24 protein-coding genes are annotated in these 22414 nt (G+C 70.6%); 14 read left to right on the top strand and 10 right to left on the bottom strand.

What is annotated here, in order from left to right; all coding sequences use genetic code 11:
- Nucleotides 1–11: 11 nt before the first annotated feature.
- The 4 genes from RUR_RS31755 to paaI all read right to left on the bottom strand — a co-directional run bounded on the left by RUR_RS31755 (nt 12) and on the right by paaI (nt 2765).
- On the bottom strand, nt 12–314 hold the full coding sequence (locus RUR_RS31755; protein ID WP_283138912.1) for a hypothetical protein: 303 nt from the start codon (nt 312–314) through the stop codon (nt 12–14).
- A 108-nt stretch (nt 315–422) separates the two neighbouring features.
- Nucleotides 423–1040, bottom strand: coding sequence for a TetR/AcrR family transcriptional regulator (locus RUR_RS31750; RefSeq protein WP_283138911.1), 618 nt, complete (start codon nt 1038–1040; stop codon nt 423–425).
- A 25-nt stretch (nt 1041–1065) separates the two neighbouring features.
- Nucleotides 1066–2352 carry a phenylacetate--CoA ligase PaaK gene (gene paaK / locus RUR_RS31745; RefSeq protein ID WP_283138910.1) on the bottom strand — a complete coding sequence of 429 codons (1287 nt, stop codon included), beginning with the start codon at nt 2350–2352 and terminating at the stop codon, nt 1066–1068.
- The gene (paaI, locus tag RUR_RS31740) at nt 2349–2765 is read right to left on the bottom strand and encodes a hydroxyphenylacetyl-CoA thioesterase PaaI (RefSeq protein WP_283138909.1); all 417 of its coding nucleotides are present in this window, start codon (nt 2763–2765) and stop codon (nt 2349–2351) included. The genes paaK and paaI overlap by 4 nt, the downstream gene beginning before the upstream one ends.
- A gap of 102 nt (nt 2766–2867) precedes the next feature.
- On the opposite strand from paaI, the gene paaN reads away from it, so the two are divergent.
- The 8 genes from paaN to paaE all read left to right on the top strand — a co-directional run bounded on the left by paaN (nt 2868) and on the right by paaE (nt 10362).
- A complete protein-coding gene (paaN, locus tag RUR_RS31735; RefSeq protein WP_283138908.1) occupies nt 2868–4565 on the top strand; it encodes a phenylacetic acid degradation protein PaaN in 1698 nt (565 codons plus the stop codon).
- On the top strand, nt 4558–5748 hold the full coding sequence (locus RUR_RS31730) for a thiolase family protein (RefSeq protein ID WP_283138907.1): 1191 nt from the start codon (nt 4558–4560) through the stop codon (nt 5746–5748). Before paaN ends, RUR_RS31730 begins: the two co-directional genes overlap by 8 nt.
- Before the next feature lie 8 nt (nt 5749–5756).
- Nucleotides 5757–6611: a 3-hydroxyacyl-CoA dehydrogenase family protein gene (locus tag RUR_RS31725; RefSeq protein ID WP_283139857.1), complete on the top strand. Its 855-nt coding sequence runs from the start codon at nt 5757–5759 to the stop codon at nt 6609–6611.
- 78 nt (nt 6612–6689) lie between these two features.
- On the top strand, nt 6690–7649 hold the full coding sequence (gene paaA / locus RUR_RS31720; RefSeq protein ID WP_283138906.1) for a 1,2-phenylacetyl-CoA epoxidase subunit PaaA: 960 nt from the start codon (nt 6690–6692) through the stop codon (nt 7647–7649).
- Nucleotides 7646–7930 carry a 1,2-phenylacetyl-CoA epoxidase subunit PaaB gene (gene paaB / locus RUR_RS31715; protein ID WP_283138905.1) on the top strand — a complete coding sequence of 95 codons (285 nt, stop codon included), beginning with the start codon at nt 7646–7648 and terminating at the stop codon, nt 7928–7930. The genes paaA and paaB overlap by 4 nt, the downstream gene beginning before the upstream one ends.
- A gap of 7 nt (nt 7931–7937) precedes the next feature.
- A complete protein-coding gene (gene paaC, locus RUR_RS31710; protein WP_283138904.1) occupies nt 7938–8792 on the top strand; it encodes a 1,2-phenylacetyl-CoA epoxidase subunit PaaC in 855 nt (284 codons plus the stop codon).
- The gene (gene paaD / locus RUR_RS31705; RefSeq protein ID WP_283138903.1) at nt 8786–9289 is read left to right on the top strand and encodes a 1,2-phenylacetyl-CoA epoxidase subunit PaaD; all 504 of its coding nucleotides are present in this window, start codon (nt 8786–8788) and stop codon (nt 9287–9289) included. Before paaC ends, paaD begins: the two co-directional genes overlap by 7 nt.
- On the top strand, nt 9289–10362 hold the full coding sequence (gene paaE / locus RUR_RS31700; RefSeq protein WP_283138902.1) for a 1,2-phenylacetyl-CoA epoxidase subunit PaaE: 1074 nt from the start codon (nt 9289–9291) through the stop codon (nt 10360–10362). Before paaD ends, paaE begins: the two co-directional genes overlap by 1 nt.
- 188 nt (nt 10363–10550) lie before the next feature.
- Here the strand turns inward: paaE and RUR_RS31695 are convergent, their stop codons facing one another.
- The 5 genes from RUR_RS31695 to RUR_RS31675 are packed head-to-tail and all read right to left on the bottom strand — an operon-like array spanning nt 10551 to nt 15796.
- Entirely contained in the window at nt 10551–11576 is a 1026-nt protein-coding gene (locus RUR_RS31695; RefSeq protein ID WP_283138901.1) for an N-acetylglucosamine kinase, read from the bottom strand.
- Nucleotides 11573–12640: a carbohydrate ABC transporter permease gene (locus tag RUR_RS31690; RefSeq protein ID WP_283138900.1), complete on the bottom strand. Its 1068-nt coding sequence runs from the start codon at nt 12638–12640 to the stop codon at nt 11573–11575. The genes RUR_RS31695 and RUR_RS31690 overlap by 4 nt, the downstream gene beginning before the upstream one ends.
- Nucleotides 12641–12644: 4 nt before the next feature.
- Nucleotides 12645–13574, bottom strand: coding sequence for a carbohydrate ABC transporter permease (locus tag RUR_RS31685; RefSeq protein WP_283138899.1), 930 nt, complete (start codon nt 13572–13574; stop codon nt 12645–12647).
- Nucleotides 13575–13618: 44 nt separating this feature from the next.
- Nucleotides 13619–15019, bottom strand: a complete 1401-nt coding sequence (locus RUR_RS31680; RefSeq protein ID WP_283138898.1) for an ABC transporter substrate-binding protein — start codon at nt 15017–15019, stop codon at nt 13619–13621.
- 33 nt (nt 15020–15052) lie between these two features.
- Entirely contained in the window at nt 15053–15796 is a 744-nt protein-coding gene (locus tag RUR_RS31675; protein WP_283138897.1) for a GntR family transcriptional regulator, read from the bottom strand.
- A gap of 141 nt (nt 15797–15937) precedes the next feature.
- On the opposite strand from RUR_RS31675, the gene RUR_RS31670 reads away from it, so the two are divergent.
- From RUR_RS31670 to RUR_RS31655, 4 genes are all read left to right on the top strand, one after another.
- Nucleotides 15938–16588, top strand: a complete 651-nt coding sequence (locus RUR_RS31670; RefSeq protein ID WP_283138896.1) for a polysaccharide deacetylase family protein — start codon at nt 15938–15940, stop codon at nt 16586–16588.
- On the top strand, nt 16585–17592 hold the full coding sequence (locus RUR_RS31665) for a Gfo/Idh/MocA family protein (protein ID WP_283138895.1): 1008 nt from the start codon (nt 16585–16587) through the stop codon (nt 17590–17592). The genes RUR_RS31670 and RUR_RS31665 overlap by 4 nt, the downstream gene beginning before the upstream one ends.
- Nucleotides 17589–18608, top strand: a complete 1020-nt coding sequence (locus tag RUR_RS31660; RefSeq protein ID WP_283138894.1) for a zinc-dependent alcohol dehydrogenase — start codon at nt 17589–17591, stop codon at nt 18606–18608. Before RUR_RS31665 ends, RUR_RS31660 begins: the two co-directional genes overlap by 4 nt.
- A gap of 65 nt (nt 18609–18673) precedes the next feature.
- Nucleotides 18674–19951 carry a 6-phospho-beta-glucosidase gene (locus RUR_RS31655; RefSeq protein WP_283138893.1) on the top strand — a complete coding sequence of 426 codons (1278 nt, stop codon included), beginning with the start codon at nt 18674–18676 and terminating at the stop codon, nt 19949–19951.
- A 47-nt stretch (nt 19952–19998) separates the two neighbouring features.
- On the opposite strand, the gene RUR_RS31650 is transcribed toward RUR_RS31655, so the two are convergent.
- The gene (locus tag RUR_RS31650; RefSeq protein ID WP_283138892.1) at nt 19999–20691 is read right to left on the bottom strand and encodes a DJ-1/PfpI family protein; all 693 of its coding nucleotides are present in this window, start codon (nt 20689–20691) and stop codon (nt 19999–20001) included.
- Nucleotides 20692–20790: 99 nt separating this feature from the next.
- Here RUR_RS31650 and RUR_RS31645 point away from each other — a divergent pair, with 99 nt between their 5' ends.
- Nucleotides 20791–21750: a GlxA family transcriptional regulator gene (locus RUR_RS31645; RefSeq protein ID WP_283138891.1), complete on the top strand. Its 960-nt coding sequence runs from the start codon at nt 20791–20793 to the stop codon at nt 21748–21750.
- 47 nt (nt 21751–21797) lie between these two features.
- Nucleotides 21798–22391 (top strand): cadmium resistance transporter, encoded by a 594-nt coding sequence (locus RUR_RS31640; RefSeq protein WP_283138890.1) that lies wholly within the window; start codon nt 21798–21800, stop codon nt 22389–22391.
- Nucleotides 22392–22414: the final 23 nt, after the last annotated feature.

Below are 22414 nucleotides of genomic sequence, written 5' to 3'. Positions count from 1 at the left end.
CCGGTGCGGCTCTACAGCATGGTCATGAGGGCCAGTACCGCGACGGCGGCCATGAGTAGGCCGTAGACGACGACGCCGCGCTTGTTGCGCCACAGTAGGGCGGCGAGCAGGCCGATCACCGGCCCGCCGAGACCCAGTATCAGGGCGCCGGTCCCGAGCGCTCTGGCGAGCTGGAGGTTTTTCGCCTCGGCACCCGCCAAGGCGAAGCCGAACTCCAAGGTCAGCATCAGGAGAACGAGTGAGCCCGCCAGCCAGACGACGCCGATCATGACAAGCCCCGCGCGGCCTCGGCGGTCGGTGCCGTTGGGCTTCATGATCCGCAGTGTAGGCCCGGACGTCGGTCCCAGCGGCACATAAGGCTTGATATTCGGCTTATCGGGGAGCGGCCTTGGGTTGCCGAGGGGCCGTACGGAGCGTTCTCCTCATCGAGAACGGCTGCGGAGCCCGTCGAAGAGCAGGGTGGCGAGGGCGTCGGCGACAGTGGGGACGGGCAGGGCGCCGGTCGGCTGGTACCACTCGACGAGGGAGTTGACGGTGCCGAAGAGGAGCCTGCTGATCAGCCCGGGGTCGATGTCGGCGCGGACGCCTCCTTCGGCCGCGGCTTCGGCCACCAGTTTGGCGACGCGGTGGTCGAATTGGCGCCGCCGGGCCAGGGCCCGCTGTTCCACGGCGCTGTTGCCGCGGACCCGGAGCAGCAGGGTGACGTAGGGGAGTTCGCCCGCCAGGACTTCGACGCTGCGCCGTACCGTCTGCTCCAGTCGGGCGGTGGCGTCGGCCTGCCGTTCACGCTCTTCGTCGAGTACGGCGAACAGCGCGTCCAGGGCCCGGTTGACGGCGAGTTCCAGCAGTTCGTCCTTGCCGGACACGTGGTGGTAGATGGCGGATTTGCTGATGCCGAGCCGCCGGGCCAGCTCCTCCATGCCGGTGCCGTCGTAGCCGCGTTCGTTGAAGACGCCGACCGCCACCTCCAGCAGGGAGTCGCGGTCGTAGCCCGGCCGGCCGCGACGGGCGCCGGTACCTGAAGAGGACATGGAACTCATGCGGGCATTGTGGCAAACATGCCGATCACTGCCCGCGGAGGTCGTGGACACGGCGGAGTTTGCCCACGGACCGTTCGAGGGTGTCGACGTCGACGATGGTGACCTCCACGCTCACCCCGATGCCGTCTTTGACCTCCTTGGCGATGGACGCCGCGGCGGCGGACCGCTGCACGGGGTCGCTGTCCGGCCGGGCTTCGGCCCGTACGACCATGTGGTCCATCCGGCCTCGGCGGGCCAGTTCCAGCTGGAAGTGCGGTGACACGCCGGGGGTGCGCAGCACGATCTCCTCGATCTGGCTGGGGAAGACGTTCACCCCACGGAGGATGATCATGTCGTCGGAGCGTCCGGTGACCTTCTCCATCCGCCGGAATCCGGGCCGGGCGGTGCCGGGGAGCAGGCGGGTCAGGTCCCGGGTGCGGTACCGGATGATCGGGAGGGCTTCCTTGGTGAGCGAGGTGAACACCAGTTCGCCCTTGTCCCCGTCGGCCAGTGTCTCATCGGTGAACGGGTCGACGACCTCGGGGTAGAAGTGGTCCTCCCAGATGTGGAGGCCGTCCTTGGTCTCCACGCATTCCTGGGCGACGCCCGGCCCGATCACTTCGGAGAGGCCGTAGATGTCGACGGCGTGCAGGCCGGCCCGTTCCTCGATCTCGCGGCGCATCTCCTCGGTCCACGGCTCCGCCCCGAAGATGCCGATCTTCAAGGAGGAGGTCGCCGGGTCGACGCCTTGCCGCTCGAACTCGTCGATGAGGGCGAGCATGTAGGAGGGGGTGACCATGATGATCTCGGGCTTGAAGTCCTGGATGAGCTGGACCTGGCGGGCCGTCATGCCCCCCGAGGCGGGGATCACCGTGCAGCCGAGGCGTTCGGCCCCGTAGTGGGCGCCGAGTCCGCCGGTGAACAGCCCGTAGCCGTAGGAGACGTGGATCTTATGCCCCGGACGGCCTCCGGCGGCCCGGATGGACCTGGCCATGACGTCGGACCACATCGCCAGGTCGCCCTCGGTGTAGCCGACGACGATCGGTTTGCCGGTGGTCCCGCTGGAGGCGTGCAGCCGCCGGACCCGCTCCATCGGGACGGCGAACATCCCGAACGGGTAGGTGTCCCGCAGGTCCGCTTTGGTGGTGAAGGGGAACCGGGCCAGGTCGCCGAGCGTCCGGCAGTCCTCGGGCCCTACCCCGGCCTCGTCGAATTTGCGCCGGTAGAGCTCGACGTTGTCGTAGGCGTGCCGGAGCGTGTCCCGGAGTTTGCGCAGCTGATGGTCGCGGAGCTCCTCGCGGGTCATCCGCTCGCCCGGGTCAAGGGGGTTCATGGGGATTTCCTCTCCACGCTGTTGAGGGTACGGCTACGCCCGCGGAAGTGCGCCACCGGTTCGTCGCCGCGCCTGACCGTCACGTCGTAGAGGCCGCTCCGGCCGAAGCGGGTAAGCTCCCGCGCTTCGGCCAGCAGGACGTCCCCCTTGCGGACAGGCGTGATGAAGGCGATGTCGGCGCCCGCCGCGACGGTCACCGGTCCGTGGCTGTTGCACGCGCAGGCGAACGCGGTATCCGCCAGCAGGAAGATGTATCCCCCGTGGGCGATGCCGTGGCCGTTCACCATCGTCGAGGTCACCGTCATCTGGAGCAGCGCCGTGCCCTCGCCGGCTTCGAGCAGCTCGATCCCCAGAGCCTGGGACGCCACGTCCATGGCGAACATCCGCTGGGCCGGGCCCTGGGTAGTCGTCATGAAACCTTCGCCATCCTTGTTAACTGACCGACCATTCGGTTAGGTTTGTTGGGGAATCCAGTAATCCAGGACTCAGAACCTTCTGTCAAGAGGTGCAGCCACATGTCGCAACGGACCGACTTCTTCACTCGCCATCAGGAGCTGCTGGACAGAGCAGTCGAAGCGACCCGCAGTCGCGATCACTGGTCGCCCTATCCGGAGTCGCCGAGCAAGTCGGTGTACGGCGAGGACGCGCCGGAGCGGGGCGAGCAGGCGTTCAAGGCTCAGCTCGGCAACCCCTTCACGCTGGAGGGACATCCCGGTGACGGCTGGGTGCCGGCGACGGAATCCTCCCCGTACGGCTTCGAGCTGGGCGTCACCTACCCGCGGGTCACCCCCGACGAGGCGGTGGCCGCGGCCAAGGCGGCCACTCCCGCCTGGCGGAACGCGGGGCCCGACACGCGGGCGGGCGTCGCCGCAGAGATCCTCTCCCGGATCAACGCCGCCGGCTTCGAGATCGCGCAGGCCGTTCAGCACACCACCGGCCAGGCTTTCGTGATGGCCTTCCAGGCGGGCGGCACCCACGCCCAGGACCGCGGCCTCGAGGCCGTCGCCTACGCCTGGGCCGAGCAGAAGTACCACGCCGGCTCGGTGCGGTGGAGCAAGCCGCAGCGCAAGGGCGGCCCGCTGGAGCTGGACAAGCGGTTCACCGCGGTCGGGCGCGGGGTGTCCCTGCTGATCGCCTGCAACACCTTCCCGACCTGGAACGGCTACCCGGGTCTCTTCGCCAGCCTGGTCACCGGCAACCCCGTGATCGTCAAGCCGCACCCCCGCGCGGTCCTGCCGCTCGCGGTCACCGTGCGGATCGCCCGCGAGGTGCTCGCCGAGGCCGGGTTCGACCCCAACCTGGTGCTGCTGGCCGCCGAGGGCCAAGACGAGCGGACCGCCGCGACCCTGGCCACCCACCCGGACGTGCGCATCGTGGACTTCACCGGGTCGACCGCCTTCGGGGACTGGCTGGAGGAGCACGCACGTCAGGCCGTTGTGTACACGGAGAAAGCCGGGCTCAACACGGTCGTCCTGGACTCGACCGACGACTACCGGGGGCTCCTCGGCAACCTCGCCTTCTCCCTGGCCCTGTACAGCGGCCAGATGTGCACGACCCCGCAGAACCTGCTGGTTCCCCGGGACGGCTTCGCCACGGACCAGGGGGTCAAGACCCCCGACGAGTTCGCCGCCGACCTCGGCACCGCTCTGGACAAGCTGCTCGGCGACCCGCAGCGCGCCGCCGGGGTGCTCGGCGCCATCGTCAACGACGGGGTGCTGCGGCGTCTGGACGAGGCCGGGGCCGCGGGCCGTACGGTGCGTCCGTCCGCCGCGGTCGACCACCCGGACCACCCGGGCGCGACCGTCCGCACCCCGCTGCTGGCCCGGCTCGGCGCCGACGACACCGAGGTGTACACCTCCGAGTGGTTCGGCCCCGTCACCTTCGTGATCGACACGGCTTCCACCGAGGAGAGCCTGAACATCTTCCGCGAGACGGTCCGGCGGCACGGCGCGCTGACCGCCGCGGTCCACTCGACCAGCGAGGACGTGCTGGCGGCGGCCGAGGAGGCCGCACTGGACGCCGGCGTCCACCTGTCGGAGAACCTCACCGGCGGGATCTTCGTCAACCAGTCCGCGGCCTTCAGCGACTTCCACGGCAGCGTGGCCAACCCGGCCGCCGGGGCCACCCTGTCGGACCCGGCCTTCGTGACCGGCCGGTTCACCACCCTGCAGTCCCGCCGCCCGGTTGTCGTCGCGGGGGGCGTCGATGTCTGAGGTGTTCCTGGTCGACGGGGCGCGGACGCCGGTGGGCCGGTACGGCGGCGCGCTGGCCGCCGTACGCCCCGACGATCTGGCCGCCCTGGTGGTGGGGGAGTCGGTACGGCGCGCGGGCGTGCCCGCGGAGGCGATCGACGAGGTCGTGCTCGGTGCGGCCAACCAGGCGGGCGAGGACAACCGGGACGTGGCGCGGATGGCGGTGCTGCTCGCGGGCCTGCCGCACACCGTGCCCGGCTACACGGTGAACCGGCTGTGCGCCTCCGGGCTCACCGCGGTGGCCTCCGCCGCCCAGGCGATCCGCTCCGGTGAGGCGGAGCTCGCCGTGGCGGGCGGGGTGGAGTCCATGACCCGCGCGCCCTGGGTGATGGCCAAGCCGGGGACGCCGTGGGCCAAACCCGGCGAGATCGCCGACACTTCGCTCGGCTGGCGGTTCACCAACCCGCGCTTCGCCGACGTCGACGGCGGGAAGGCCACCCTGTCCATGGGGGAGACCGCCGAGGAGGTGGCCGCGCTCGACGGCATCACCCGGGACGAGTCAGACGCCTTCGCCCTCCGCAGCCATCGGCGGGCCCTCGCGGCTCAGGAGGCCGGACGGTTCACCGCCGAGATCGTGCCGGTCCCGGTGCGCGACGGCGAGGTAACCCGCGACGAAGGCCCCCGGGCCGACACGAGCCTGGAGAGACTCGGGCGGCTGCGGACCATCTTCCGGTCCGGCGGCGTGGTCACCGCGGGCTCCTCCTCCCCGCTCTCCGACGGTGCCGCCGCCCTGGTGCTGGCGAGCGAGGACGCCGTACGCCGGTACGGGCTCACGCCCCGGGCCAGGATCGTCACCTCGGCCTCGGCCGGGGTGGAGCCGCACATCATGGGTCTCGGGCCGGTCCCCGCCGCCGAGAAGGCGCTGGCCCGGGCGGGCCTGAGCGTGGACGATCTGGGCGCCGTGGAGCTGAACGAGGCGTTCGCCGTACAGGCCCTCGCGGTCATCCGGCGTCTCAAGCTGGACGACGCCCTGGTCAACGCCGACGGAGGCGCCATCGCGCTGGGGCATCCCCTCGGCTGCTCCGGCGCCCGCATCCTGCTCACCCTGCTGGGCAGGTTGGAGCGGGAGGGCGCCCGGCACGGCCTGGCCACCCTCTGCGTCGGCGTCGGCCAGGGTGTCGCGATGATCGTGGAAAGGGTGTGAGCGCCCCGATGACGGGTGTGCCGAAAAGCGTCGGTGTGATCGGCGGCGGGCGGATGGGCGCGGGTATCGCCCAGGTGTTCGCGGTCGCCGGTGCCGAGGTGACGGTGATCGAGAGCGACGAGAAGGCCGCCGCGGCGGCACGGGACCGGGTCGCGCTCGGCCTGCGGCGCGCGGCGGAGCGCGGTGCCCTCGCCGAGGGGGTCGAGCCGGTCCTGGAGCGGGTCCGTACGGCCTGCGGGGTGGAGTCACTGCCTCAGTCGGCCGACCTGGTCGTGGAGGCGGTGCCCGAGGACGCCGCGCTGAAGACCCGGATGCTCACCGCGGCCGAGGCCGCGGTGGGCGCGGACACCGTCCTGGCCACCAACACCAGCTCGCTCTCGGTCACCGCGCTCGCCGCCGTACTGGAGCGTCCGGGTCGATTCCTCGGGATGCATTTCTTCAACCCGGTGCCGGCGTCCGAGCTGGTCGAGCTGGTCGTGGCCCCGGAGACTGCCGAGGAGACCCTGGGCCTGGCGCGGGATTGGACCCGCCTGCTGGGCAAGAAGGACGTGGTCGTCCGGGATTCGCCGGGGTTCGCCAGCAGCCGGTTGGGGGTGCTGCTCGGCCTGGAGGCGATCCGGATGGTCGAGGAGGGGGTCGCCGAGCCGGAGGCGATCGACGACGCGATGCGGCTCGGGTATCGCCACCCGATGGGCCCGCTCAAGCTGACCGACCTGGTGGGCTTGGACGTCCGCCTGGCGATCGCCGAGTACCTGCACAGCACTCTGGGCGACCGCTTCGAGCCGCCCCGGCTGCTGCGCGAGAAGGTGGCCCGGGGCGAGCTGGGCCGCAAATCCGGACAGGGTTTCTACGCATGGTCGTGACCCACCCCCTTGTCAGAGGGGACAAAGTGCGCAAAACTGAATTACTGAACGAATGGTCGGTAAGAAAATGGGGGAGTGATGACTGAGCACGCCGCCGACGGCCTCCAGGGACACTTCGAGGAGACGATCCGCCGCGATCAGCGGATCGAGCCCCGCGACTGGATGCCCGACGGCTACCGGGACACCTTGATCCGGCAGGTCGCCCAGCACGCCCACTCGGAGATCATCGGCATGCAGCCGGAGGGGGAGTGGATCACCCGCGCCCCTTCGCTCCGCCGCAAGGCGATCCTGTTCGCCAAGGTGCAGGACGAGGCCGGCCACGGGCTCTACCTGTACTCGGCGGCCGAGACGCTCGGCGCCGACCGCGACGACCTCACCGAACGGCTGATCAGCGGGCGGCAGAAGTACTCCTCCATCTTCAACTACCCCACGCTGAGCTTCGCCGACGTGGGCGTGATCGGCTGGCTGGTGGACGGGGCGGCGATCTGCAACCAGGTGCCGCTCTGCCGCAGCTCCTACGGGCCGTACGCGCGGGCCATGGTCAGGGTCTGCAAGGAGGAGTCCTTCCACCAGCGCCAGGGCTACGAGCTGCTGATGACCATGATGCGCGGCACCGAGGGGCAGCGGGCCATGGTGCAGGACGCGGTGGACCGCTGGTGGTGGCCGTCGCTGATGATGTTCGGCCCGCCGGACGGTGACTCGCCCAACTCGGCCAGGTCCATGGCCTGGAAGATCAAGCGGCACACCAACGACGAACTGCGGCAGCGGTTCGTCGACATGACGGTCCCGCAGGCCGAGAAGCTCGGCGTGACCCTGCCCGACCCCGAGCTGCGCTGGAACGCCGAGCGCGGCCACCACGACTTCGGCACCCCCGACTGGGACGAGCTCAAGCGGGTCATCCGCGGCGACGGCCCGTGCAACGCCGAGCGGATGGAGCGGCGGCGGACCGCGCACGAGGACGGAGCCTGGGTGCGCGAGGCGGCCACCGCCTACGCGGCCAAACGAGCGGCAAAGGGCCGGGAAGGACGGGCGGCGTGAGCAAGGACTGGCCGCTGTTTGAGATCTTCATCCGCGGTAGGCGGGGACTCAACCACGTGCACGTGGGGTCGCTCCGGGCGCCCGACGAGCAGATGGCGCTCATGCACGCCCGGGACCTCTACACCCGGCGCAACGAAGGCGTGAGCATCTGGGCGGTGCGGTCGGACGCCATCGCCGCCTCCACCCCGGACGAGAAGGATCCGTACTTCGCGCCCAGCGGTGACAAGGTCTACCGGCACCCGACCTTTTACCAGATCCCCGACGACGTGCCGCACATCTGAGGCCTCCATGAACGACGATCACGTATATCTCTCCCTCACCGAGGGCGACGCCGGCGGCGACGCCCGGTGGGCGTTCGGCACGGGTTTCGAGGACCCGCTGCACGGCGTGGACACCACCGTCCCGGACGGCGTCGACCGGGACGCCCTCGCGGCCTACTGCCTGGCCCTCGGCGACGACGCGCTGATCAGCTCGCAGCGGCTGGCCGAATGGTGCACCCGCGCCCCCGAGCTGGAGGAGGAGGTCGCCCTCGCCAACATCGGCCTCGACCTGCTCGGCCAGGCCAGGCTGTTGCTGTCCCGCGCGGGACAGGCGGAGGGGGCCGGCCGGGACGAGGACGCCCTCGCCTACTTCCGCGACCCGGCGGACTTCCGCAACGTCCGCCTCGCCGAGCTGCCGAACGGCGACTTCGCGTTCTCGATCACCCGGCTGCTGGTCCTGTCCAGCTGGCGGCTGGCGCTGTTCGCCCGGCTCACCTCGGCCGCCGACCCCGTTCTGGCCGCCGTCGCCGCCAAGGCCGTGAAGGAGCTCGCCTACCACCGCGAGTACGCCGCCCAGTGGGCGCTGCGGCTCGGCGACGGGACCGAGGAGTCCAGGGCCAGGATGGTACGGGCCTTCGCCGAGATCGCCCCCTGGCTGGCCGAGCTGTCCGCCGCGGAGGCCGGGTTCGGCGTCGAGCCGGGGGCCACCGCGCAGGACGTGGCCGCGGTGCTCGCCTCCGTCGCCGCCGAGACCGGCCTGACCGTGCCCGAGGCGACCCCGGTGCCCGGGTCGGGGCGGGACGGCGAGCACACCGAGCACCTCGCGCCGCTCCTGGCCGAGCTGCAGAGCGTGGCCCGGGCCCACCCGGAGGCGACATGGTGACCGCCCCGGGGCTGCTCCGCGCCCGCGAGGTCGCGGCGGAGGTCGTCGACCCCGAACTCCCCATGCTGACCCTCGCCGACCTCGGCGTGCTCCGCGACGTGGCGGTGGACCCCGACGGCGCGGTCACGGTGAGCCTCACCCCGACCTACTCCGGCTGCCCCGCGATGGCGGAGATGCGGGCCGCGGTGACGGCCAGGCTCCAGGCGGCGGGGTTCGCCGACGTCCGCCTGCGGACCGTGCTCAACCCGCCGTGGACCACCGACTGGATCACCCCGGCCGGTCGGCGCAAACTCGCCGAACACGGTATCGCCCCACCCGGCCGGGCCCCCGGGCCCGTCCCGGTGGCGCTCACCCTCACCCGGAGAGCCGCGGTGCCGTGCCCCCGCTGCGGCTCCGCCGACACGACGGAGACGTCCCGGTTCGGTGCCACCTCGTGCAAGGCCCTCCGGCGCTGCCGGAGCTGCCTGGAACCCTTCGAACACCTGAAGGAGATCTGATGGGCGTGCGTTCACGTCCGGTCTTCCACCCGCTTCGGGTGGCCGCCGTCGAACGGCTCTGCGACGACGCGGTGGCCGTCACCTTCGACGTCCCCGCCGGACTCGCCGAAGCGTACGCCTTCGCCCCCGGTCAGTCGCTCACCCTCCGCCGCGAGGTGGACGGGCGGGACGAGCGGCGGTCCTACTCGATCTGCGCCCCGGCCGGCGCCCCACCCCGGATCGGCGTGCGCGCGGTCCCCGGCGGCCTCTTCTCCGACTGGCTGGTCCACGAGGTACGGCCGGGCGACGTGCTCCAGGTGCTGCCGCCCACCGGGCGGTTCACCCCCACGCTGGACACACCCGGGCACCACGTGCTGCTCGCCGCGGGCTCCGGCATCACCCCGATGCTCTCCATCGCCGCCTCGGTCCTCGCCGCGGACACCGAGTCCACGGTGACCCTGCTCTACGGCAACCGCCGTACGGACACCGTCATGTTCGCCGACGAACTCGCCGACCTGAAGGACCGCCACCCGGGACGGCTGCAGCTGGCCCACGTCCTCTCCCGGGAATCCCGGGAGGCCGAGGTGCTCTCCGGCCGTCTCGACGCCGAGCGGCTGACCCTGCTCGTCGACGCCCTCCTTCCCGCGGGCGCCGTCGACCACTGGTGGCTCTGCGGGCCGTACGGGATGGTGCGGGACGCCCGGGACGTGCTGGAAGGACTCGGCGTGCCGGAGGAGCGGATCCACCAGGAGCTCTTCTACGCCGACGACGTGCCGCCCGAGCCGATCCGGCACGCCGACGAGGCACCCGCCGGGTCGGTCGTCCAGGCCGTCGTGGTGCTCGACGGCCGTACCACCACGTGCGCCCTTCCCAGGGACCGCACCGTGCTGGAGGGCGCCCAGCGGGTCCGGCCCGACCTGCCCTTCGCCTGCAAGGGCGGCGTCTGCGGGACCTGCCGGGCCCTGGTCACAGACGGCGAGGTGCACATGCGCCGCAACTTCGCCCTCGACCGCGCCGAGATCGACGCCGGGTACGTCCTCACCTGCCAGTCCATCCCTCTCTCCGACACCCTCACCGTCGACTACGACCGGTAGGGCGTCCGGCCTGGGGATTCTCGGCCGGAACCGGGGTCGGATCGGCGGGGTCGGAGACGTGGCCGGACCGGCGCGGGCCGTCAAGTCCCGGCCCGCGCCGATCACGGGTTCCCGACGGCGCGGGCATGGGGTTGCGCCGCCGGGGGTCTAGACCGCACGTGGCGGTGGTCAGGCAACGTTCTGGCAGGTCACGTCCCCGTACCGGCGAACGAGGCAGCCGAGGGGATCTCCGTCGTCCCGGTGATCGAGGCCGTGATCCCGAGGCGGTCCAGGCCAAGCAGGCCGGCGCCGAGGACGGGCGGGACGGTCAGCCGGGCGATCCGGGCGGCGGGGACGGTCCGATGGACTCCGGCCTGGAGCAGATCGAACAGCGGGGTGTAGCCGGTGCGGAAGACGCCGCCGCTGAGCACGACGTCCACCTCGAGATCCACCAGGTCGAGCCTGCGGGCGAGGGCGCCGGCCATCGCGGTGAGCTCGTCTGCGAGCCTGGCGACGATCGCATGTGCCACGTCGTCGCCGCCGTACGCCGCCTCGAACACGATCGGCGCGAGCTCGCCGAGCCGGTCGGCCGAGATCCGGTCCGCGTAGAGCTCCGCGACGAGGGCGGCGGGCGACGGGCAGCCGAAGTGCCGGGGGACCAAAGTCTCCAGGGTCGTCGGGGCGCCCCGGCCGTCCTCGGCGCGGACGGCCGCGATATGACCGGTCATGCCGATGCCGTAGCCGCCGCCCCAATCACCGGAGATCTCCCCCAGCGCGGGGAATCCGGAGCTCCGCCCGTCCGGGGCGACGCCGACGGCGTTGACCCCCTCGCCGCAGATGAGGGCGATGCCCCAGCCCCGCGGGGCGCCGGCGCGCAGGGCGGCCAGGCAGTCGTTGACGACCACCGTCCGCTCGGTCGCGCCGAGCCCGCCGATGGCCGCTTCGAGCCGGCGGACGTCGTCGGGGTAGTCGGCCCCGGCCAGTGCGTACACGCCGATCGGCGCCACCGGGCCGCGCTCGGCGTCCTGCCCGGCCTCCCGGGCCACCTGCCGGAGGAGCTCGTCCAACCTGCGCATCCCCTCCTCCATTCCGACGGCCTGATGGGAGACGGTCGGGCCGCGGACGGAGGAGAGGAGCCGGCCGTCCGCGGCGATGAGGCAGACGTCGGCCTTGGAGTTACCGCCGTCGACCGCGAGCACGGCCGGTGCGGTGGGGTGAAGGGCGGGTGTGGTCACTTCTCGACTCCGGTGGCCATGATGCCGCGGACGAAGGTGCGCTGGAAGAAGACGAACAGGACCACGGGAACCGCGATCGTCATCATCGTGCCGGCCTGGATGTAGGCGGGGTTGGTGTAGAACAGGCCGTTGAAGGCGGCCAGCCCCACCTGGAGCGGCTGCAGGTCCGGCTGGCCGGACAGGTAGATCAGCGGGGTGAAGTAGTCGTTCCAGGTGTAGACGAAGTTGAACAGGGTGACCGCGGTGATCGCCGGCCAGGCCTGCGGCACGATCACCGAGACCAGGGTGCGCAGCGGTCCCGCCCCGTCGATCGAGGCCGCTTCGTCCATCGCCCGCGGGATGGTCATGAAGTACTGGCGGAGCAGGAAGACGTTGTAGGCGTTGCCGAAGAACGTCGGGACGAGCAGCGGAAGCCAGGTGCCCACCCAGCCGATCTGCGCGTACACGGTGTACGTCGGGATGAGCGTGACCGCGGTGGGCAGGAAGACGGTGGCGATGAGCAGGGTGAACAGCGGCCCCCGGCCGGGGAACCGGAACCGTGCGAAGCCGTACGCGACCAGGGTGCACGAGATCACGGTGCCGATCGTGCTGATCACCGCCAGGGCGACGGTGTTGAACAGCAGCCTCGGGTAGTCGATCAGCCCCCACACCTCCGCGTAGTTGGACCACTTGGGGGCGAGCGTCCAGCTCGGTTCGAGGTTCCGCCAGGAGCCCTGCCAGGTGATCGGTCCACGTCCGGGGTTGTCGGGGTCGATGAACTCGCTCTCGGTACGGCCCTTCTTCACCAGGGCCAGTTCGCGCTCCTCGCCGTCGATCGGGACCCGGTAGACGTCGTAGGTCTCGCCGTCGTGGGCATAGGTCCTGGGGTCGGACGGCAGGACCGGGGAGTACGCCTGAGAGATCTGCTCCTTGCTCTTCACCGACGACAGGGCCATCTGCGCCAGCGGCGACAGGATCGCCGCCACGACGGCGAACATCGCGATCGTCATCAAGGCGACCCGGATCTTCCGGGCCACGTCCGCCCGTTCCATGACGCGGCGGGCCCGCAGGCTCTGTGAGGTCACCGGATCACCTTTCGCCCGCGTAGTGGACCCAGTGCCGCGACACCCGGAACAGCAGGAGGGTCACGACGAGGGTGATGACGAAGAGCAGCCAGGCGAGCGTCGAGCCATAGGACATCTCCTGGTAGGTGAAGAAGGTCTGGTACAGGTAGAGATTGAAGAACCGGGTCGCGCCGGCCGGGTCACCGGTGCCGTTGAAGAGCACCAGGGGGACGAGGAAGTACTGCATGACCTCCACCACGGCGAGGATCATCGTGTAGAAGAGCACCGGCGACATCATCGGGATGGTCACGTGGCGGAGCTGCCGCCACCAGCCCGCCCCGTCCAGGCGGGCCGCGTCGTACAGCTCGGTGGGGATCCCGCGCAACCCGGCCAGGTTGATGATGATTCCGGCGCCCAATCCCCAGAACCCCATCATCACCAGGCCGGGGATGACCCAGGTGGGGTCGTTCAGCCAGCTCGGCGGGGAGATGCCGATCCAGCCGAGCGCGCGGTTCACCCAGCCGTTGTCGACGAGCATGTTCTGCCAGATCAGCGCGCTGGCCACGAACGGCACGACGTACGGCATGAACAGCAGGACCCGCATCAGGGAGCTGCCGCGGATGCTCTTGCTGTTGACGGCCAGCGCGAGCAGGAACGGGACGACGATCACGACCGGCAGCCAGAGCAGTGCGAAGCGGAAGGTCACTCCGAGGGAGGACCACGCCTGCTCGTCGCCGAGGAGCCGCCGGTAGTTGTCGAGGCCGACGAAGGCGATCGGCTCCTGCTGGTTCAGCGAGATGTTGAGAAACGTGAAGACGAAGGTGGCGGCCATCGGGATCGCGGTGAAGGCGAGGAAGCCGATGATCCAGGGGAGAATGAACAGGTATCCGTGCCGGGCTTCCCGACGGGCCATCAGTGTCATCGGGATCCGCCTGCGGGTGCGGATGGCGGTCATCGGGAAGCCTTTCGGGAGGAGACGACCTTCAGGGGGAGTCGGGGCTAGCCGTTCCAGACGGTCTGGATCTCTTTCTGCAGCTTGGCGAGCTCGTCGTCCATGTTCAGCCCAGGCTGGGTCATCCATCGGCTCCGGTATGTCCCCAGAATGGTGATCGTCTGGTTGTACTTGGTGGTATGCGACTCGGAGTGCGGATTGTCAGCGAACTGTACGCTGTCCTTCGTCACCTGCCAGTCGACGGTGTTGGTGAACTGGGTGGCCAGTGTGGTGAAGAAGGCGTCCTGGTCGGCGGTGCGGGCGGGCATCGCCCCGTACGCGGTGAGCAGCTCTTTCGAGGCCTTGCCCACCAGGTAGCTCAGGAACTCGAACGCCTCTTTGGGGTGCTTGCTCTTGGCCAGGATCCGGAAGGTGTCCGCGCTCGTGGGTGAGGTGGTCTTCCCCTTGTGCGAGGGCATCGCGGCGAGGTTCCAGTCCTTGCCCGCCCCCGCGACGCCGTACGTCGTCCAGAGGAAGTTCGCACTCATCGCGACATGCCCGGAGAAGAAGGCGGCGCCTTCGCCGTTGAACTGGTCGGTCTCGAAGACCGGCCCGGTCATGATGAACTTGTCCTTCCACATGCCGTCGTAGAAGTAGCGCCAGGCATCGGCGTACGAGTCCGGGATCTTCACGGTCTTGCCGTCACCCGAGTCCAGCGTTCCCGCGCCGAACGCGGCACCCTGGTAGCGCAGGTCGTCGCGGGACGGCTCGAAGCCGTACTGCACGATGTTCTTTGGGTCGAAACCGGCTTCGGTGGCGTCCTTGCCGTTCTTGTCGACGGTGAGTTTGAGCGCCAGCTCCTTGAGGGTTTCGTAGTTCCACTCCGACTCGCGGCCGTCCGGCCACTTGTATTTCTCGCCGTACTTGTGCGGCGGCTCGTTGAGTCCCGCCTCCTCGAACATGTCGGCCTTGTAGAACATCATCGAGGGGTAGATCGCGAACGGGATGCCCTCCTGCACCTCACCGATCTTGTACAGGTCCACCGACCCGGCGGCGAACGGACTGAGGTCGAAACCGCTCTCCTTGATGAGGGGTCCGAGGTCGAGCCACTGGCCGTGGAAGGCGGCGGCCCCGCCGATGCCGACCGGGCCGGCGATGTCGGGGCCGTTCCCGGAGGCGATCTGGGTGGACAGGGTGTCTCGGGCGTTGTTGTAGCTGACGACCTCCAGACTCACCTTGATTTTGCGCTGGCTCGCGTTGAAGTCGTTGACGACCTTCTGCTGCGCTTTCACCTGTTCGGCTTGCTCGCCGGTGCCGAGGCAGCAGAACCAGCGGATCTCCACCGGGGCGGTGTTCGAGTCGGCGCTCTTGCCCGCACCCGTGCCCGTGCCCGGGTCGGATGAGCAGGCGGTGAGGGCGAGTACGGTCGCGGCCAGGGCGGGGAGGAGCCGCGATCGGATCCTGTTCATGGGACTCCTTCAGGGGTGGGTGTCACCGGGGGGTCAGGGGCGAAGGATGTTTCTTTCAAAGGACAGCCGGGCTCGGTCGCCCCGGACGTAGCTCCGGGTCAACTCGACCGGCTGGTCGTCGGAGTCGAACGCGACCCCCTCCACCAGGAGCGCCGGACGGGAGGAGGGCTGGTTGAGCAGGCGCGCTTCGTGGGATCGGAGCGTCACGGGTTCGATGACCTCGCGGGAGCGGACGATCTGGGTCCCGTATCGTTCGGCGAGCAGCGCGTACAGGGAATTGCGTTCCAGGTCGAGTTCGAGCAGGCCGGCGAACCGCTCACCCGGCAGGTAGACCTGTTCCAGGATCAACGGCTCTCCGTTGGCGATGCGGAGTCGTTCCAGGTAGATGGTCGGCGCCTCCAGGGTGAGGCCGAGCGCGGCGCCCACCACCTCGCCCGCCGGTTCCGTCCGGGACTCCACCAGAGCGGTGGCCGGGTCCATGCCGTGCATGTGCATGAGGTCGGCGAAGCTCTCGCTCCGGCCGAGGTCGACCTCGAGGCGGGGGTGCAGGACGAATGTGCCGCGTCCCCGGGTGCGTTCGAGGCGGCCCTCCCGGGCCAGCTCGTCCAGCGCCCGCCGTACGGGGATGAGGCTGCACCCGTACCGGCGCGCCAGTTCCCGCTCGGGTGGCAGTCGGTCGCCGGCCTGCCATTCCCCCTCGTCGAGCGCGGTGCTGAGGTCGAGGTAGACCTGGTGGTGCAGGGGGGTGGGACCGGCCTCAAGTCGATAACGGGCCATGTCGGGCGTGGTTCCTTCCGGGGGCCAGAGGACGCAACCCTCTTGCCAAGCGGTTGCTTGATGATAATGTTGTTAGCAATATTCGTCCCGGCCATCACCCCTGTCAAGGACGACTTCTTCGAAAACGGAGGTACCGCAGACGTGGCGGAGTCCCCCGAGCCCCCCGAGTCTCCCGAGCCCACAACGGCCCGACCGTCACCCTGGCGGGTCGCGCTGACCTTCGACGTGGAGCACGCGGATCGCCCCAACCACCCGGACGGGACCGAGGCCGTCCTCGACACGCTCGCCGAGCGCGACGTGACGGCGACCCACTTCGTCCAGGGCCGCTGGGCGCAGGCACACCCGGTGCTCGCCAAGCGTTTGGCCGCCGACGGCCACCTCATCGGCAACCACTCCCACCACCACGCCCGGATGACCTGGCTCTCCCCCGAAGGCCTGGCCCGTGACGTACGCGCCGCGGAGCAGGCCATCCGCCGCATCGTCGGGCACGACCCCCGGCCCTGGTTCCGCTGCCCCTTCGGCGACGGCACCGACGACCCGGACGTCCTGGCCGGTCTGGACAGGCTCGGCTACCGGGAGTGGAGCTGGCACGTGGACTCCCTCGACTGGCAGGTGAAATCCACCGGCCCGGCGGTCGCCCGTACCGTCGTCGAAGAGGCGACGGCGCACGGCGACGGCGCGGTCGTGCTCTTCCACCCCTGGACCAACGCGACCCGGCGGGCGTTGCCACAGGTCATCGACGGCCTGCGCGCGGCCGGTGCCCGCTTCGTCCGGATGGACGAGCTCGCGTGACCCGCCCGCGCCTCGCCATCGCCGGAACCGGATACATCGCCGACTACCACGCCCGGGCGGTCGCCACCGCCGGTGGCGAGCTGGTCGCCGCCGTCAACCACCGCGCGCAATCCCTGGACGCGCTGGGGGAGCGGTACGGCTTCCGCCGCCGATACCTCGACCTCGACCACCTCATCGCGGACGGCGAGGTGGACGCCCTGATCGTCGCCACCCCGAACGCGCTGCACGCCGAGCAGACGGTGCGGGCCCTGGAGGCGGGTCTGCCGGTGCTGCTGGAGAAGCCGATGGCCATGACGGTGGCCGAATCCCGGGCGATCGCCGCCGCGGAGCGCCCGGACGCCAAGGTCATGCTCGCCCACTGCCTCCGCTTCGACCCGCAGGTCCGCTGGATACGCGACCTCGTGCGGGACGGGACACTCGGCCGGCCGGTGCACACCACGGCGCATGCGATCCACGCCGGGTTCGGGCCGGAGGGCTGGTTCGCCGACCCCGCGCTGGCCGGCGGCGGGGCGATGATGGATCTCGCCGTGCACGCCATCGACCTCAGCCGCTTCCTGCTCGGCGACCCGCAGCCGGTCAGCGTCACGGCGCGCTGCGGCACCCACTACCGCGATCTGCCCGTGGACGACACGGCGATCCTCATGATCGTCTGGGACAACGGGGTGACCTCCGGGGTGGAGGCCGGCTGGTGGCACCCGCATGCGCCCGGGCCGACGGGCAGCATCCGCGTCAGCGGCACCGACGCCTACGCGCAGACCTTCCCCGGCATGCTGGTACGGCCCGAGGCCGAGCCCGAGCGGGTGGCGGCGTTCCCGGCCGAGCTCACCGAACCGGCGCTTCAGCACCGGTACGACGAGCAGATGCGCGCATTCCTGGAAACCGTCGCCGGTCAGGACGAACCGGCCCCGGACTCGGCGGACGGCATCACCTCAATGGAGATCATCGAAGCCGCCTACGCGAGTTCGGCGAGCGGCGAGACCGTCCACTTCGGGAGGGGTCAATGAAGTCCTGGTATGTCGAGTTCCCCGCCCCGCACACCGTGCACGTGGCGCGGGAGGACGTCGCGCCGCCCGGCGAGGGGGAGGTCCTCTGCCGCTCGACGCTCTCGCTGATCAGCCCCGGGACGGAGCTGGCCTGCCTGCGCGGCGAGTTCGACCCGGGCTCCAACTGGGAGGAATGGGTGCAGTACCCGTTCCGTCCCGGATACAGCATGGCCGGAGTCGTGGAACAGGTCGGCCGGGGCGTCACGGGGTTGCGGCCCGGCGATCGGATCCAGAGCTACGCGCCGCACCAGGAACTCGTCACGCTTCCGGCGGGTGAGGTACGCCGCATCCCCGACGAGGTCTCCGACGAGGAGGCGGTGTGGGTGCCGCTGGTGGTCACCGCCGCCGCCGGAGCCGCCCGAGCCGCGATCACCATGGGGGAGACCGTCGCGGTCCTGGGGCTCGGCCCGGTCGGGCAGCTCGTCGTCCAGTACGCCGTCGCCCACGGGGCGTCCCGCGTCGTGGCGATCGACGTCGACGCCCGGCGGCTCGACATGGCGTCGGCCCACGGCGCCACGGACACGTTGGCCATGACCGCAGCCGACGCTCTGGAGGCCGTCGGCGAGCTCACCGGGGGCCGCCTCATCGACGTCGTCTTCGAGGTCACCGGCAGCAACGCGGTGCTCTCCCAGGCGGTACGGCTGGCGCGGCCCCTCGGCCGGATCGTGCTGCTCGGCGACACCCCCACCCCGTCCCGGCAGACGCTCGGGGCAGGCGTGGTGAGCAACTCGCTGACGATCCTCGGGGCACACGCCGCCCTCGTCTCCGACGACCCGGCCGCCGGTCCGCTCAACCGCGACGCGGTGACCGGGTTGTACTTCCGGCGCCTGGCCTCCGGCGCCTTCAACACCGCCGACATGATCGCCGGGCGTGCGTCGCCCCTGGACGCGGAGGGCACGTATCAACGCCTCCGCGACGGGTCGGCCCCGGTCGGCGCGATCTGCTTCGACTGGTCGGCGATCCCGATCGGCGACTGACCCCGACGAACAACGCGTGGCCGGGACCCCTGTCCCGGCCAGGCCACGGCAAGACTGGAGGAACGTTGACCGTCAAGATCGTTGTCATCGGCGGCGGCAGCACGTACACCCCGGAACTGATCGAAGGGTTCGCCACCCGCGGGGACCGCCTGCCGGTCGGCGAGCTCGTCCTGCACGACACCGACCCCGTACGGCTTGAGATCATCGGCGGGCTGGCCCGGCGCATGCTCGACCGGCTCGAATGGCGGGGGCGGCTCACCCTCACCGGCAACCTGGACGCCGCCCTCGACGGTGCCGACTTCGTCCTGGTGCAGCTGCGGGTCGGCGGACAGGCGGCCCGGCACCTCGACGAGACGATCCCCCCCAAATGGGGCACCATCGGGCAGGAGACCACCGGAGCCGGTGGCCTGGCCAAAGCCCTGCGGACCGTGCCCGTCGTCCTCGACATCGCCGAACGCGCCGACCGCCTCGCCGCGCCCGGCCACTGGCTCGTCGACTTCACCAACCCGGTCGGCATCGTCACCCAGGCGCTGCTCGACGCCGGCCACCGGGCGATCGGGCTGTGCAACGTCGCCATCGCCTACCAGCGGCAGTTCGCCGAGTACTTCGGGGTCGACCCGGAGCGCGTGGAGCTCGAACACGTCGGGCTGAACCACCTGACCTGGGAACGGGCGGTCCGGGTGGACGGCGTCGACCGGCTGCCCGAGCTGCTCGCCAACCGGGCCGAGACCATCTCCGCCGAGATCGACATCCCGGCGGAGCTGATCCGGGCCGTCGGCGCCATCCCGTCCGGGTACCTGCGGTACTACTACATGTTCTCCACCGTCCTCGCCGAACAGCGCGGCGGTGCGAACAACCGGGCCCAGGAGGTCAGCGACATCGAGCGCCGCCTGCTGGAGATGTACCGCGACCCCGGCATGACCCAGAAACCGACACTCCTCGCCAACCGGGGCGGCGCCTTCTACAGCGAAGCCGCCGCACAGCTCGTCGCGTCCCTGTACGACGGCCGCGGCGACATCCAGGTCGTCAACGTCCGCAACAACGGCGCGCTCCCCGACCTGCCCGCCCACGCGGTGGTGGAGGTGCCCGCGCGGATCACCAAGGCCGGCGCGCTGGCCCTCCCGACGGCACCCCTCGCCCCCGGTCTGCGCGGTGTCGTTCAGCAGGCCAAGGCGTACGAGGAACTCGCCATCCGGGCGGCGCTCAGCGGCGAGCGCGGCGACGCCTTGGCCGCCCTGATGGCCAACCCGCTCGTGCACGGGTGGGACACCGCCGTCCCGCTCCTCGACGAGATCCTCAACGCGAACACCTCCCACCTGCCCCGCTTCGCGCACGCCCACTGAGTCGCGGCGGCGCTCCCAAGGTCGTGTGCGGGTACGGCCTTGGGGGCTCAAGCCGTCAGGCGGGCCAGGATCTCCGGGTGGTCGGCCAGGGCCGATTCCACTAGGGCCTGCATGAGGGGTTTGAAGGACTCCAGGTCTACCCGGGACCAGTCGATGCCGCCCAGAGGTGGCTCCGGGTCGTACTCGATGAAAAGCTGAATGTCGCGGGCGGTCTGCTCTCCTGCAAGGCGTTCCACCAGGTGAAGGGCCATGTCGATCCCGGCGGACACCCCGGCGGCGGTGAGCGTCGGCCCGTCCTCCACCCAGCGTTCGGTGACCGGGGTGGCGCCGAACTTGGGCAGCAGGTCGCGCATGCCCCAATGGGTGGTGGCCTTGCGGCCGTCGAGCAGACCGGCGGCGCCCAGCAGCAGGGAGCCGGTGCACACGGAGGCGACGACCTCGGCCGTCCGCGCCGCCTCCCGGATCCAGGTCAGCAGCGACTCGTCGGCGAGGGCGGCGATGGTGGGCGTGGTCCCGCCGGGCACGATCACCACGTAGGGATCGGTGACCTCGTCGAACAGGTGGCTGGGTGCCAGCTTCACCGGGGTGTCGGTGCCTACGGGGGTCAGCTCCGCGCCGACCACGACCACCTCGAACGACGGGTCGATCTCGGGCAGCGTCGACATCACCTGCAACGGCCCCACCAGATCGAGCGGGGTGATACCGGGGTAGAGCACGAAAGCGATCGTCTTCTTCGTCATGCTCTCACCATCGGCTCCCAGGCTTGGCTAAGGCACTCAAGAATGCCGACATAGTCCGAAATCTTGGGATCCAAGTCACTCCGACGTAGGGTGGGGCTCGTGGAAGCTCGACGCGTGGTCGTCGTGGGGTACCAGGCGGCCGAGCTGCTGGACATCGCCTGCGTGACGACCAGCCTGACCGTGGCCAACGGACTCGGCGCCCGCCCGGCGTACGCCGTAGGCGTGGCCACGCCCGGCGGCCGTACCATCACCTGCTCCTCAGGTCTGGCCCTGCGGAGCGGGCACTCCCTGGAACGACTCCGCGGGCCACTCGACACCCTGGTCGTCTCCGGCGGGTCCGGGCACAAGGCCGCGGCGGAGAACCCGCGGATCGTCGCGCACGTCCGCCGCCTCGCCAGGGAGAGCCGCCGGACGGCCTCGGTGTGCACCGGGGCGACCGTGCTGGCCGCCGCCGGTCTGCTCGACGGCAAGCGTGTCACCACACACTGGTGGTACGCGGCGGAACTCGCCGGGGCCTACCCCCAAATCGAGGTGGACCCCACGCCGATCTACATCCGCGACGGAAGCGTCACCACCGCGGCCGGGGTCACCAGCGCCCTGGACCTCACCCTCTCCTTCATCGAGGAGGACCACGGCGCCGAGCTGGCCCGAGCGGTCGCCCGTGGCCTGGTCACCTACCTGCACCGGCCCGGCAACCAAGCCCAGATGAGCATGTTCACCACCGCCTCGGCCACCACGAACAGCCTGGTCAGACGGACCGTCGACCACATCGCCGCCCACCTGGACGGGGACCTGGGCACCGCAACCCTGGCAGCGGGCGCGGGAGTGAGCGAACGGCACCTGACCCGCCTGTTCGTCGAACACCTGGGGGAAACCCCGGGACGTTTCGTACGGAACGCCCGTACCGAAGCGGCGGCCCGTCTTCTGACCGGCACCTCGTCACCCCTGGCGAGCGTGGCCGCCCGCTGCGGCTTCGGGTCCGCCGAGACGCTCCGTCAGGCGTTCACCGCCCGGTACGGGACATCCCCGTCCCGCTATCGGGCGACCCTGCGGGCGTGAGGTCTCTGGGTGGGCACTTCGCTGTTCACGCCATACCCTGATCGATCGTGACAGAGTTCGCCGGCACCGTCCTGGCCGCGGCCGGTGTCTTCGCCGGGACCAACGTGGACGACCTCATCGTGCTGACGGTCCTGTTCCTCGCGGCACGCGCCGGTGGTCGACCGCGCCCCTGGCAGATCTGGGCCGGTCAGTACACCGGCATCGGCGCTTTGATCGCGATCTCGGCCATCGCGGCACTCGGCTTGACGATCGTGCCCGACCGATGGGTGGGACTGCTCGGCCTCATCCCGATCGCCCTCGGCGTCCGCGGTCTCGTCGGGGCGAGCCGCGCCCGGGCGGACGGCGACGAACCGTCCGCCGTCGTGGCCACCGGGCTGCTTTCCGTGGCCGGGGTCACGATCGCGAACGGCGCGGACAACATCTCCGTCTACACCCCGATGTTCCGTACCATCGGCCTGACCGACAGCCTGATCACCGTCGCGGTGTTCGCCCTTTTGGTCGCCGCCTGGTGCCTGGCCGGCTCCTGGCTGGGCTCCCACCGCAAGATCATCAAAGCCGTGGAACGGTACGGCCACTGGCTGGTACCCGCCGTCTTCATCCTCATCGGCACCACCATCCTCCTCGACTCCACCCTGACCTAACCCCCATCCGATACGGGCTCCGC

The organism is Rhizohabitans arisaemae (genome assembly GCF_025996515.1).
GTDB lineage: Bacteria > Actinomycetota > Actinomycetes > Streptosporangiales > Streptosporangiaceae > Rhizohabitans > Rhizohabitans arisaemae.
The sequence above is the reverse complement of the archived record's forward strand: the minus strand, read 5'-3'. Positions and strand labels throughout refer to the sequence as shown.

Excerpts from the sequence above, each read along its gene's own strand:
- RUR_RS31755 (WP_283138912.1), bottom strand. The coding sequence starts at position 314 with ATGAAGCCCAACGGCACCGACCGCCGAGGCCGCGCGGGGCTTGTCATG.
- RUR_RS31750 (WP_283138911.1), bottom strand. The coding sequence starts at position 1,040 with ATGAGTTCCATGTCCTCTTCAGGTACCGGCGCCCGTCGCGGCCGGCCG.
- paaK (WP_283138910.1), bottom strand. The coding sequence starts at position 2,352 with ATGAACCCCCTTGACCCGGGCGAGCGGATGACCCGCGAGGAGCTCCGC.
- paaI (WP_283138909.1), bottom strand. The coding sequence starts at position 2,765 with ATGACGACTACCCAGGGCCCGGCCCAGCGGATGTTCGCCATGGACGTG.
- paaN (WP_283138908.1), top strand. The coding sequence starts at position 2,868 with ATGTCGCAACGGACCGACTTCTTCACTCGCCATCAGGAGCTGCTGGAC.
- RUR_RS31730 (WP_283138907.1), top strand. The coding sequence starts at position 4,558 with ATGTCTGAGGTGTTCCTGGTCGACGGGGCGCGGACGCCGGTGGGCCGG.
- RUR_RS31725 (WP_283139857.1), top strand. The coding sequence starts at position 5,757 with ATGACGGGTGTGCCGAAAAGCGTCGGTGTGATCGGCGGCGGGCGGATG.
- paaA (WP_283138906.1), top strand. The coding sequence starts at position 6,690 with ATGACTGAGCACGCCGCCGACGGCCTCCAGGGACACTTCGAGGAGACG.
- paaC (WP_283138904.1), top strand. The coding sequence starts at position 7,938 with ATGAACGACGATCACGTATATCTCTCCCTCACCGAGGGCGACGCCGGC.
- paaD (WP_283138903.1), top strand. The coding sequence starts at position 8,786 with ATGGTGACCGCCCCGGGGCTGCTCCGCGCCCGCGAGGTCGCGGCGGAG.
- paaE (WP_283138902.1), top strand. The coding sequence starts at position 9,289 with ATGGGCGTGCGTTCACGTCCGGTCTTCCACCCGCTTCGGGTGGCCGCC.
- RUR_RS31685 (WP_283138899.1), bottom strand. The coding sequence starts at position 13,574 with ATGACCGCCATCCGCACCCGCAGGCGGATCCCGATGACACTGATGGCC.
- RUR_RS31680 (WP_283138898.1), bottom strand. The coding sequence starts at position 15,019 with ATGAACAGGATCCGATCGCGGCTCCTCCCCGCCCTGGCCGCGACCGTA.
- RUR_RS31675 (WP_283138897.1), bottom strand. The coding sequence starts at position 15,796 with ATGGCCCGTTATCGACTTGAGGCCGGTCCCACCCCCCTGCACCACCAG.
- RUR_RS31660 (WP_283138894.1), top strand. The coding sequence starts at position 17,589 with ATGAAGTCCTGGTATGTCGAGTTCCCCGCCCCGCACACCGTGCACGTG.
- RUR_RS31650 (WP_283138892.1), bottom strand. The coding sequence starts at position 20,691 with ATGACGAAGAAGACGATCGCTTTCGTGCTCTACCCCGGTATCACCCCG.